This is a genomic window from Spiroplasma endosymbiont of Clivina fossor, assembly GCF_964031115.1.
Classification (GTDB): Bacteria; Bacillota_I; Bacilli_A; order Mycoplasmatales; family Nriv7; genus Nriv7.
Map to the genome: position 1 here is coordinate 248617 of NZ_OZ035006.1, position 11242 is coordinate 259858.

Genomic DNA, 11242 nt, shown 5'->3' on the forward strand with positions numbered 1-11242 from the left:
GTCTGTCATTTTTTATTTTTGATATTAGACTTCTTGCAAAATTAATTTAAAATATAATTGAATTGTTGTTTTTAATAAAAAGGTGGAATTTAAATGAAATTTAAAAAAAATAATCAAATAAGTGATAAAAATTTTTTAAGATTAACTGGTATTAAACATACTACTTTTAATAAAATGCTAGAAATTTTAAAAATAGAAGAATTAAAAAAGAGATTTCGTCGCGGAAGAACCAATAAATTATCATTAGAAAATCGTATTTTAATGACTTTAGAATATTGAAGAGAATATAGAACTTATTTTCATATTGCAAAAAGTTATGATATTAGTGAAAGTAGTTGTTATAGAAATATCAAATGAATTGAAGACACTTTAATAAAACACCCTAATTTTCAACAACTTACTGGTCAAAAATCACTATTAAAAGATTATTTCAAAGATAAGACTGTTATAATTGATGTAACTGAAAGCCAAATCCAACGCCCAAAAAAAGACAAAAACAGCACTACTCAGGAAAAAAGAAAAAACACACAATAAAAACACAAGTTATAATTGAAAAAGATAGTAAAAAAATTATTAGTTCTGATTTTTCTTATGGTAAAAACCATGACTTTAAAATTTTAAAAGATTCAAAAATTAAATTTTTACCAGAAACAACTGTTTTAGTGGATTTAGGTTATCAAGGCATACAAAAAATTAATCATAATGTTTTAATTCCTAAAAGAAAATCAAAGAAAAACCCTTTAAATAAAGAAGAAAAGCAAAATAATGAGCGAATTTCAAAAATGAGAATTGTTATTGAAAATGTTTTTGCTATACTTAAAAAATTTAAAATTATTAGTGAAAAATATCGAAATCGTAGAAAAAGATTTGCTTTAAGATTTAATTTAATAGCTTCAATTTATAATTTACAACTATTAGTTTAAATATATTTGATAATTTAAAATTTCAGTCTTTTTTTATTGTAAATAATAATTTTTATTATGTTTTAATGACAAAATATTTGTAAAAATAATCTAAAAATTATTTTAATAACACTTTTATATTTATTTTAAATTTAAAAATTATAATTATCATATTAATTTTGCAAGAAGTCTATTCTATTTACTAACAAAATTAGTAATGAAGCCATTAGCACGGCAAGATTTTATTTAGGATTACAATCCCTAGCTTATTTCTTCTTATCCTTTTCAATTATCTTTTTTAGTGTTTTACGCGCCGGCGGATTTGTAAAGTTAGCTACTGCCTTAGATATTAGACTTCTTGCAAAATTAATTTAAAATATAATTGAATTGTTGTTTTTAATAAAAAGGTGGAATTTAAATGAAATTTAAAAAAAATAATCAAATAAGTGATAAAAATTTTTTAAGATTAACTGGTATTAAACATACTACTTTTAATAAAATGCTAGAAATTTTAAAAATAGAAGAATTAAAAAAGAGATTTCGTCGCGGAAGAACCAATAAATTATCATTAGAAAATCGTATTTTAATGACTTTAGAATATTGAAGAGAATATAGAACTTATTTTCATATTGCAAAAAGTTATGATATTAGTGAAAGTAGTTGTTATAGAAATATCAAATGAATTGAAGACACTTTAATAAAACACCCTAATTTTCAACAACTTACTGGTCAAAAATCACTATTAAAAGATTATTTCAAAGATAAGACTGTTATAATTGATGTAACTGAAAGCCAAATCCAACGCCCAAAAAAAGACAAAAACAGCACTACTCAGGAAAAAAGAAAAAACACACAATAAAAACACAAGTTATAATTGAAAAAGATAGTAAAAAAATTATTAGTTCTGATTTTTCTTATGGTAAAAACCATGACTTTAAAATTTTAAAAGATTCAAAAATTAAATTTTTACCAGAAACAACTGTTTTAGTGGATTTAGGTTATCAAGGCATACAAAAAATTAATCATAATGTTTTAATTCCTAAAAGAAAATCAAAGAAAAACCCTTTAAATAAAGAAGAAAAGCAAAATAATGAGCGAATTTCAAAAATGAGAATTGTTATTGAAAATGTTTTTGCTATACTTAAAAAATTTAAAATTATTAGTGAAAAATATCGAAATCGTAGAAAAAGATTTGCTTTAAGATTTAATTTAATAGCTTCAATTTATAATTTACAACTATTAGTTTAAATATATTTGATAATTTAAAATTTCAGTCTTTTTTTATTGTAAATAATAATTTTTATTATGTTTTAATGACAAAATATTTGTAAAAATAATCTAAAAATTATTTTAATAACACTTTTATATTTATTTTAAATTTAAAAATTATAATTATCATATTAATTTTGCAAGAAGTCTATTCTTTGTACTTGAATTATTATTGTTATGACACCATTAATTGTTAGTATTATTGTAACTAAATATTTTCCTAACTTTGATTACAAATATATTTTTATTATTTCTACTATTGGTGAAATTATTCAATTTGCTCTTGTAACCATCTGTGTTATTAAAGTAAAATGAGCACGAAAATTAATTTAAAAAATAAAATATTATGAATAAAATGAACTCCTATTTTAAACTAATAAGAGTTCATTTTATTTTTCTATTCAATTTTAATTTCATTAATTAATTCTAAATTAACACGATTTTTTTCATCAATACTAATTACTTTTACTGTTACTTCTTGTTTTAATTTTAATAACGGCGTATTTTTGGGTATTTTTGAATTATGTAATAATCCATCAATATTCTCTTTTAAATTAATGAAATAACCAAACTTTTCAATCCGAACAACAGTTCCCGTAATAATTTCTCCAATTATAACTGGTTCAATAATATCTTTAATTAATTTTTCTGCCATTAATATTGATGCTTCATCTTTGTGATAAATAGTCACTTTCCCTTGGTCATTAATATCAATTTTAACATTGCCAGAAGTCTCAACAATACTAGTAATTACTTTACCACCAGCACCAATAACATCACGAATGCGATTAATCGGAATTTGTAATTGTTTAATTTTAGAGGCATTTTTACTTACTTTATTACGCGAAACATTAATTGTTTGCTTCATATTATCTAAAATATGTTTTCTCCCAATTTTAGCTTGTAATAATGCTTCTTTAAAAATTTCCATTGTAATGCCATCAATTTTAATGTCCATTTGTAAAGCACAAATTCCTTGGTTTGTTCCCGAAACTTTAAAATCCATATCACCAAAGTGATCTTCGCTACCTTGAATATCACTTAAAATAACATAATCATTACCTTCTTTAATTAATCCCATTGCAATCCCAGCAACACTAGATTTCAACGGTACTCCACTAGCCATTAATGCTAATGAAGAAGCACAAATTGCTGCTTGAGAGGTTGAACCATTAGATGCCAATACTTCCGTCACAACTCTAATCGTATAAGGAAAACCATCAATACTAGGCAATACTTGTAACAATGCTTTTTCTGCTAATGCTCCATGACCAATTTCTCTTCTATTGGGCGGTCCAAATTTTCCAGTTTCACCAACTGAAAATGATGGAAAATTATAATGAAGCATAAAGCGTTTACTTTCCTCTTCTGTTAAACCATCAATAATTTGATGTTCGCCTAGAGCTCCTAAAGTTACAATTGATAATACTTGCGTTTCGCCACGAGTAAATAAAGCACTACCGTGAACAATTGGGAGAACATCAATTATTGATGTTAACGGTCGAATTTCATTGTTCATACGACCATCTAAACGAATTTTCTTATTAATAATAAAATCACGAACAAGTTTCTTTAATAAAGTTTGATAAATAGCTCTAATCTGTTTAATAACCATTTTTTTTTCTAATTCATTAACATATTGTTGATTATCATAAACAGCAAATAAAGCATTATAAACATCTTTTAAAGCTTTTTTTTGTTCTTGCTTCGTTTTAATATTTAAAGCACTAATAATTTGTGGTTCATACTGACTAGTAATACTTGCTACTAACTTATTATCAAATTCTAATTCAATAATAGGTAACTTTTCTTGACCAATAATATTAATAATTTCTTCTTGAAAGGCAACTAACTTTTTAATTTCTATATGTGCCATCGCAATTGCTACTAACATTTCTTCTTCACTAATTTCTTGACCATTAGCTTCAACCATATTAATTGATGCTTTTGTTCCCGCAACAATTAATTCTAACGATGATTGTTCTAATTGTTGACTTGTAGGATTACAAATTAATTCCCCATTTATTTTTCCAATAATAACTCCTGCTACGGGACCATTAAAAGGAATTTTTGAAATACATAATGCTAATGAAGAACCTAATAATGCTGCCATTCTGACATCAGCATTAGAATCAACCGCTCATACATTATTAATTACTTGAATCTCATGATTAAAATTATTAGGAAATAAAGGTCGTAAAGGACGATCAATTAACCTTGATGCTAATGTTGCATATTCACTAGGTTTGCCTTCACGCTTAAAAAATCCTCCAGGAATTTTTCCAACAGAATATAATTTTTCTTGAAATACAACTGTTAAGGGAAAAAAATCTAATGTTGATGACTCTTCATTAAAACTAACAATACTTAATACCGTACTTTCCTCATATCGTACTAAAATTGAACTTGTTGCTAGTGATGCTAAGCTACCATACTCAATAACAATTTTCTTCCCATTAAAATTATTCGTAAATCTTTGTTCTTTATTCATTTGCTGTTACCCTTCTCATCTTCCCACATCTTATTTTATCATATTGTTTTAGCAACAAAAAATATGATCGCTATTTTAAACGACCCTTAATAATCTCTGATAATGCCTTCGCATACTTACCAAAAATAATACTAATAGCATTACTTTGTTTAATTATTCCTTGCTGTTTTAACTTCCGAATCTTTTCAATATTAACTTGTTTAATATCTTTAATAATAATTTTAATCTTTGTATTTGTTGCTTGTGCCTCAATAATATTACTAATTGTGCCTAAATAATCAATAAAAACATCTACTTTAAAAGGAATTAATTTTTGTCATTGTTTTTCTATTGAATTTTTATTTTTTAAAAATATCATATTTATTAAGTAAGCAATTATAAAAACTAATAATATTAACCCTAAATCTAACAACAGTATCTGTCATAATTCCATCGCTTCGCTTCTCTTCCTTTTGTTTAATTATGAATAAATGTTTTTTGAATTTGATTAATCATTATTAAATCATTAACATCAGTTACTAAAATTTTAATTTTATTAGCAATTAAATTAATAATTAAATTATCACTATTAAAGTCATGTTTTTGACTATCAATTACTAAAAAAGCATCTTTCATATTACCTTTAATAGTAACCGTGTGGGTATTATCTAAAATTAATGGTGCCTTTAAAGAATTATGTTTATTATGAAAAACAGGAGCAGTTTCTAAGAATTCCATTAAATTTTTTTCACTTAAAATAACTGCGCCATTAATACTTTTAGTATAGCCCGTTGAACCAGTTTTAGTAGTTAAAACAAATCCTGAACTTTGACAATTTTGTAATAATTGATTATTAATATAAACTGTAAAAAATATTGTTTTTGCAATACTCATTAATTTAATCTCATTAAGACTATAAAAATTTTTATTATTAATAGTTATTTTTAAAGCATCAAGAGATTTTGTTTTTAAAATATTATTTTTTAAATTAGTAATTAACTTATCAATTTCATTAACTTGATAAAGAGCATTAAAACCAATATTTCCGGTATTAATAGTTATAAAATGAATATTATCAATATTTTCATTAAACCGATTAACCGCCGATAAAAAAGTGCCATCACCACCAATAGCAAATACTATTTCTGGATTTTGTTCATCAAATATCATCTTTAATGCTAATAATTTACTAGATAAGTCTTTAGCCACAGCAATTGATTCACCGGCCTTATTAGTAATAATTGTAAATTTCTTTTGTTGCATTAATTACACCTCATAATATGATTCTATCAATAAAGTAATAATATCATAAATTAAGAATCCATATAAATATTTTAATTTTGTCGAAAACTCTTGATAAAATAAAAAAATCATCAACTTGATAATTTTAAAAGGTTTTTATGTAAAATTACTATTTTTACTTTAACTTTTTTATACATTAGACTTCTTGCAAAATTAATTTAAAATATAATTGAATTGTTGTTTTTAATAAAAAGGTGGAATTTAAATGAAATTTAAAAAAAATAATCAAATAAGTGATAAAAATTTTTTAAGATTAACTGGTATTAAACATACTACTTTTAATAAAATGCTAGAAATTTTAAAAATAGAAGAATTAAAAAAGAGATTTCGTCGCGGAAGAACCAATAAATTATCATTAGAAAATCGTATTTTAATGACTTTAGAATATTGAAGAGAATATAGAACTTATTTTCATATTGCAAAAAGTTATGATATTAGTGAAAGTAGTTGTTATAGAAATATCAAATGAATTGAAGACACTTTAATAAAACACCCTAATTTTCAACAACTTACTGGTCAAAAATCACTATTAAAAGATTATTTCAAAGATAAGACTGTTATAATTGATGTAACTGAAAGCCAAATCCAACGCCCAAAAAAAGACAAAAACAGCACTACTCAGGAAAAAAGAAAAAACACACAATAGACTTCTTGCAAAATTAATATGATAATTATAATTTTTAAATTTAAAATAAATATAAAAGTGTTATTAAAATAATTTTTAGATTATTTTTACAAATATTTTGTCATTAAAACATAATAAAAATTATTATTTACAATAAAAAAAGACTGAAATTTTAAATTATCAAATATATTTAAACTAATAGTTGTAAATTATAAATTGAAGCTATTAAATTAAATCTTAAAGCAAATCTTTTTCTACGATTTCGATATTTTTCACTAATAATTTTAAATTTTTTAAGTATAGCAAAAACATTTTCAATAACAATTCTCATTTTTGAAATTCGCTCATTATTTTGCTTTTCTTCTTTATTTAAAGGGTTTTTCTTTGATTTTCTTTTAGGAATTAAAACATTATGATTAATTTTTTGTATGCCTTGATAACCTAAATCCACTAAAACAGTTGTTTCTGGTAAAAATTTAATTTTTGAATCTTTTAAAATTTTAAAGTCATGGTTTTTACCATAAGAAAAATCAGAACTAATAATTTTTTTACTATCTTTTTCAATTATAACTTGTGTTTTTATTGTGTGTTTTTTCTTTTTTCCTGAGTAGTGCTGTTTTTGTCTTTTTTTGGGCGTTGGATTTGGCTTTCAGTTACATCAATTATAACAGTCTTATCTTTGAAATAATCTTTTAATAGTGATTTTTGACCAGTAAGTTGTTGAAAATTAGGGTGTTTTATTAAAGTGTCTTCAATTCATTTGATATTTCTATAACAACTACTTTCACTAATATCATAACTTTTTGCAATATGAAAATAAGTTCTATATTCTCTTCAATATTCTAAAGTCATTAAAATACGATTTTCTAATGATAATTTATTGGTTCTTCCGCGACGAAATCTCTTTTTTAATTCTTCTATTTTTAAAATTTCTAGCATTTTATTAAAAGTAGTATGTTTAATACCAGTTAATCTTAAAAAATTTTTATCACTTATTTGATTATTTTTTTTAAATTTCATTTAAATTCCACCTTTTTATTAAAAACAACAATTCAATTATATTTTAAATTAATTTTGCAAGAAGTCTAATAAAAACACAAGTTATAATTGAAAAAGATAGTAAAAAAATTATTAGTTCTGATTTTTCTTATGGTAAAAACCATGACTTTAAAATTTTAAAAGATTCAAAAATTAAATTTTTACCAGAAACAACTGTTTTAGTGGATTTAGGTTATCAAGGCATACAAAAAATTAATCATAATGTTTTAATTCCTAAAAGAAAATCAAAGAAAAACCCTTTAAATAAAGAAGAAAAGCAAAATAATGAGCGAATTTCAAAAATGAGAATTGTTATTGAAAATGTTTTTGCTATACTTAAAAAATTTAAAATTATTAGTGAAAAATATCGAAATCGTAGAAAAAGATTTGCTTTAAGATTTAATTTAATAGCTTCAATTTATAATTTACAACTATTAGTTTAAATATATTTGATAATTTAAAATTTCAGTCTTTTTTTATTGTAAATAATAATTTTTATTATGTTTTAATGACAAAATATTTGTAAAAATAATCTAAAAATTATTTTAATAACACTTTTATATTTATTTTAAATTTAAAAATTATAATTATCATATTAATTTTGCAAGAAGTCTATTAAAATATAATACCGCTGTTTGTTGGTTTGGAGTTAAACCCTTATGTTGGTATTTTCATTTTCAGAGATTTAAATAATTTTGAATATTAGTAAAACCTAAACCATGATAATGAATTAAGGCTTCTTTAAGACTAGATTGTAATTTACTGATTTTATTTAAGTTACGATAACTAGCTTCAGAATTAATTGTTGTTTTAGTTACACATAAAGTAGAATTTGTTTGTTTTGCTACTAAAAAATATAATTTTTGCATATCAGAAGTAATAATTGAATTTTCGTTAATTAATTCTTTGTTCATATTTTCAATAACTCATTGTTTTTGTAAACGTTTGGTGTTTGTGGATTTAACATAAATATTGTTATTATTATCAATTGCCATTTGAATACAGCATTTAGTATTAGTTGCGAATGGGTCAAGGTGAATTCTTCGTGGATCAGTTTTATATTTGAAATTTCCTTTATGGATTTCTTTAATAAATGTTTCATCGATTTGAATTTTACCAGATAATTTTTTAAATTTTAATTGGGTATTTTCTAATTGTTTTGATTTCATTAATTTTTGACGATTATATCAAGCAGTTTTTAATGTAGTTTTAATAAAACGAGAAATTGTTTTACTAGATTGCCCCAGCAATGAAATTTGAATCAATAAATTTCATTGTTCATAATTTAAATGACTTCAATAAATAAAATGATTACGAAAAGCGTCAAAACTTGCACGGCAATTTTTACATAAATATTTTTGTTTTCCTTCTGAATTATGTCCATTTTTAACGCAATGGTAAGATTCACATTTAGGGCATTTAATACCTTGCGCTCTAAATTTTTGATCAATTTCATTTAAACGTTTTTGTTTTTTATTAATTCTGCTTGTTGTTTGACTTTTTCATAAAATTCTAAAAATTGATCATCTGTTAAAATATTTACTAGTTCTTGAATTATTTTTTCCATAATTATTATCCACCTCTATCATATTAAAAATATACCTAAAATTAAGTATATTCAATAAATATCAAGAGTTTTCGACAAAATTAAAATATAAATATTCTTTTTTTATTATTATTTATAGTAAAATTGATACATTACCAATGAGATTTATTTATTTTAGGAGGAATTACTATTGAAACCACGCTTATTATCAGGTATTACTAATACTGGAAAAATTACTATTGGTAATTATATTGGTGTTATTCAAAATTTTATTAAATTACAAGAAGAATATGATGTTTTTATCTTTGTTGCCAATTTACACGCTATTGTCTCAATAAAAAATCATGACCACCATGTTCTTAAAAATAATATTCGTGATTTAGTTGCCTTATATGTTGCTTGCGGTTTAGATCCCAATAAGATTACGATTTTTGCTCAGTCCGACATTTTAGAACATTGCCAACTAGGTCATATTTTGCTATGTCACACATCAATGGGAGAACTAAATCGCATGACACAATTTAAAGATAAAGCACAAGCATTTAAGCAACATAATAATACTGAAACAATACCAACAGGATTATTTACTTATCCAGCATTAATGGCAGCTGATATTTTACTATATGATGCTACTATTGTTCCTGTGGGAGTTGATCAAAAGCAACATCTAGAATTAACAAGAAATATTGCGATAAGAATGAATAATAAATATGGTAATATCTTTACAATTCCAGAACCATATATTGCTCCTAATGGTAAAAAAATAATGAACCTACAAAATCCCTTAAAAAAAATGTCAAAATCACATGAAAATCCTAAAACTTATATTTCTCTCTTAGATAATTTAAATGATGTTACCACAAAAATTAAAAGTGCCGTTACTGATAGTGAAAATAAAATTTTTTATGATGAAATTAATAAACCCGGAATTAGTAATCTTTTAAATATTTACTGTGCTTTTACAAATACTACAATTGAAGAAGCAACAAATGAGTTTTCTGACCAAAATTATGGTGCTTTTAAAGAAAAAGTCGCTAAAGTTGTTTGTCATCAACTTGAAATTATTCAAAGAAAATATAACGAAACTATTGCTAATAATAAATGAAAACATTGATTATTGCAAGGAAAAGAAAAAGCAACAAAAATTGCTTACAAAAAATTGCAATTAATCCAAGATAAAATTGGGATTAATTACTAAAAATAAAAGGAGAAAAATAATGATTAAACTTAATCATATTAATAAAAAACGATTAATCCTTATTGACCTTGATGGAACTACATTAATGAATGATGGAAAAACAATGCATCCATTAACTATTCAAGGATTACAAAAAACTATTGCTCAAGGTCATATTGTTTGTATTGTTACAGGAAGACCCCATCGTGGAAGTATTTCATTTTATAATGAACTAGGATTAAAAACATTACTTTGCAATTTTAATGGTGGTCACATTCATGATCCATTATTAAGAGAATTTAAACGCTTAGTATTTCCAATTTCTTATGATACCGTAAAAGCAGTTTTAAAAGAAAACGATGTCATAGCTTCCTTATATAATGGTCTTGTAGAATACTACAACAAAGCAGTATGCTTAAAACAAACGGAAAATTTTGAACGCTACTTTCATTTAACAGACATTCCAACAGATAATTTTATTATTGGTAATCTTTTAGAAAACTGAAGTGGTTCTGCTAATAATATTGTTTTGCAATTAAAAAGTCCTCAACATTTAGATAAAGTTATTCGTAGTTTAGAAAAATATACTAATACTTTAAAAATTAATATTTGAACTCATGATAATGACAAAGAACATCCTGTCCTAGACCTATCAAATAAATTTATTAATAAAGGGATGGCAGCTGAGATTCTTTCACAATATTACAATATAGATATTAGAGATGTTATTGCTTTTGGTGATGAATTTAATGATTTAGAAATGATTACCAAAGTTGGTTATGGTATTGTAATGAAAAATGGTATTGAAACTTTAAAAGTATTTTCTAAAGATATTACTGAACATACTAATGATGAAGGTGGTGTTGGCATATATTTAGAAAAACTATTAAACTTATAACTTAAAACAAATAAA

The 11242-nt window shown here is 23.7% G+C and carries 15 protein-coding genes; 9 read left to right on the forward strand and 6 right to left on the reverse strand.

Annotated features, from left to right (window positions below):
- Positions 1–93 precede the first annotated feature (93 nt).
- From AAHM82_RS12665 to AAHM82_RS01705, 5 genes are all read left to right on the forward strand, one after another.
- Positions 94–534 (forward strand): transposase family protein, encoded by a 441-nt coding sequence (locus tag AAHM82_RS12665; RefSeq protein WP_342263396.1) that lies wholly within the window; start codon positions 94–96, stop codon positions 532–534.
- Positions 531–923 (forward strand): transposase family protein, encoded by a 393-nt coding sequence (locus AAHM82_RS12670; RefSeq protein WP_342264845.1) that lies wholly within the window; start codon positions 531–533, stop codon positions 921–923. The genes AAHM82_RS12665 and AAHM82_RS12670 overlap by 4 nt, the downstream gene beginning before the upstream one ends.
- A 397-nt stretch (positions 924–1320) precedes the next feature.
- Positions 1321–1761, forward strand: a complete 441-nt coding sequence (locus tag AAHM82_RS12675) for a transposase family protein (RefSeq protein ID WP_342263396.1) — start codon at positions 1321–1323, stop codon at positions 1759–1761.
- Positions 1758–2150, forward strand: a complete 393-nt coding sequence (locus AAHM82_RS12680; protein ID WP_342264845.1) for a transposase family protein — start codon at positions 1758–1760, stop codon at positions 2148–2150. The genes AAHM82_RS12675 and AAHM82_RS12680 overlap by 4 nt, the downstream gene beginning before the upstream one ends.
- Before the next feature lie 198 nt (positions 2151–2348).
- Positions 2349–2504, forward strand: a complete 156-nt coding sequence (locus tag AAHM82_RS01705) for a hypothetical protein (RefSeq protein ID WP_342264343.1) — start codon at positions 2349–2351, stop codon at positions 2502–2504.
- 64 nt (positions 2505–2568) lie between these two features.
- Here the strand turns inward: AAHM82_RS01705 and AAHM82_RS01710 are convergent, their stop codons facing one another.
- The 3 genes from AAHM82_RS01710 to AAHM82_RS01720 all read right to left on the reverse strand — a co-directional run bounded on the left by AAHM82_RS01710 (position 2569) and on the right by AAHM82_RS01720 (position 5904).
- Positions 2569–4662: a polyribonucleotide nucleotidyltransferase gene (locus AAHM82_RS01710; RefSeq protein WP_342264344.1), complete on the reverse strand. Its 2094-nt coding sequence runs from the start codon at positions 4660–4662 to the stop codon at positions 2569–2571.
- A gap of 70 nt (positions 4663–4732) precedes the next feature.
- Positions 4733–5095 carry a hypothetical protein gene (locus tag AAHM82_RS01715; protein WP_342264345.1) on the reverse strand — a complete coding sequence of 121 codons (363 nt, stop codon included), beginning with the start codon at positions 5093–5095 and terminating at the stop codon, positions 4733–4735.
- A gap of 23 nt (positions 5096–5118) precedes the next feature.
- Complete coding sequence (locus AAHM82_RS01720; RefSeq protein WP_342264346.1) at positions 5119–5904, reverse strand: NAD(+)/NADH kinase; 786 nt, start codon at positions 5902–5904, stop codon at positions 5119–5121.
- 244 nt (positions 5905–6148) lie between these two features.
- Between AAHM82_RS01720 and AAHM82_RS01725 the strand changes: the two genes are divergently transcribed.
- Positions 6149–6589: a transposase family protein gene (locus AAHM82_RS01725; protein WP_342263396.1), complete on the forward strand. Its 441-nt coding sequence runs from the start codon at positions 6149–6151 to the stop codon at positions 6587–6589.
- A 169-nt stretch (positions 6590–6758) separates the two neighbouring features.
- Here AAHM82_RS01725 and AAHM82_RS12685 read toward each other — a convergent pair whose 3' ends face one another.
- Positions 6759–7151: a transposase family protein gene (locus AAHM82_RS12685; RefSeq protein ID WP_342264845.1), complete on the reverse strand. Its 393-nt coding sequence runs from the start codon at positions 7149–7151 to the stop codon at positions 6759–6761.
- Positions 7148–7588, reverse strand: a complete 441-nt coding sequence (locus tag AAHM82_RS12690; protein WP_342263396.1) for a transposase family protein — start codon at positions 7586–7588, stop codon at positions 7148–7150. Before AAHM82_RS12690 ends, AAHM82_RS12685 begins: the two co-directional genes overlap by 4 nt.
- 68 nt (positions 7589–7656) lie before the next feature.
- Here AAHM82_RS12690 and AAHM82_RS01735 point away from each other — a divergent pair, with 68 nt between their 5' ends.
- Positions 7657–8049 carry a transposase family protein gene (locus AAHM82_RS01735; RefSeq protein WP_342264845.1) on the forward strand — a complete coding sequence of 131 codons (393 nt, stop codon included), beginning with the start codon at positions 7657–7659 and terminating at the stop codon, positions 8047–8049.
- Positions 8050–8193: 144 nt separating this feature from the next.
- On the opposite strand, the gene AAHM82_RS01740 is transcribed toward AAHM82_RS01735, so the two are convergent.
- Positions 8194–9195, reverse strand: a complete 1002-nt coding sequence (locus AAHM82_RS01740; RefSeq protein ID WP_342264347.1) for an IS1/IS1595 family N-terminal zinc-binding domain-containing protein — start codon at positions 9193–9195, stop codon at positions 8194–8196.
- Between the two features lie 141 nt (positions 9196–9336).
- Here AAHM82_RS01740 and trpS point away from each other — a divergent pair, with 141 nt between their 5' ends.
- Both trpS and AAHM82_RS01750 read left to right on the forward strand, forming a co-directional pair.
- Positions 9337–10350, forward strand: coding sequence for a tryptophan--tRNA ligase (gene trpS / locus AAHM82_RS01745; RefSeq protein WP_425289044.1), 1014 nt, complete (start codon positions 9337–9339; stop codon positions 10348–10350).
- Positions 10351–10369: 19 nt separating this feature from the next.
- Positions 10370–11227 (forward strand): Cof-type HAD-IIB family hydrolase, encoded by an 858-nt coding sequence (locus AAHM82_RS01750; protein ID WP_342264349.1) that lies wholly within the window; start codon positions 10370–10372, stop codon positions 11225–11227.
- Positions 11228–11242: the final 15 nt, after the last annotated feature.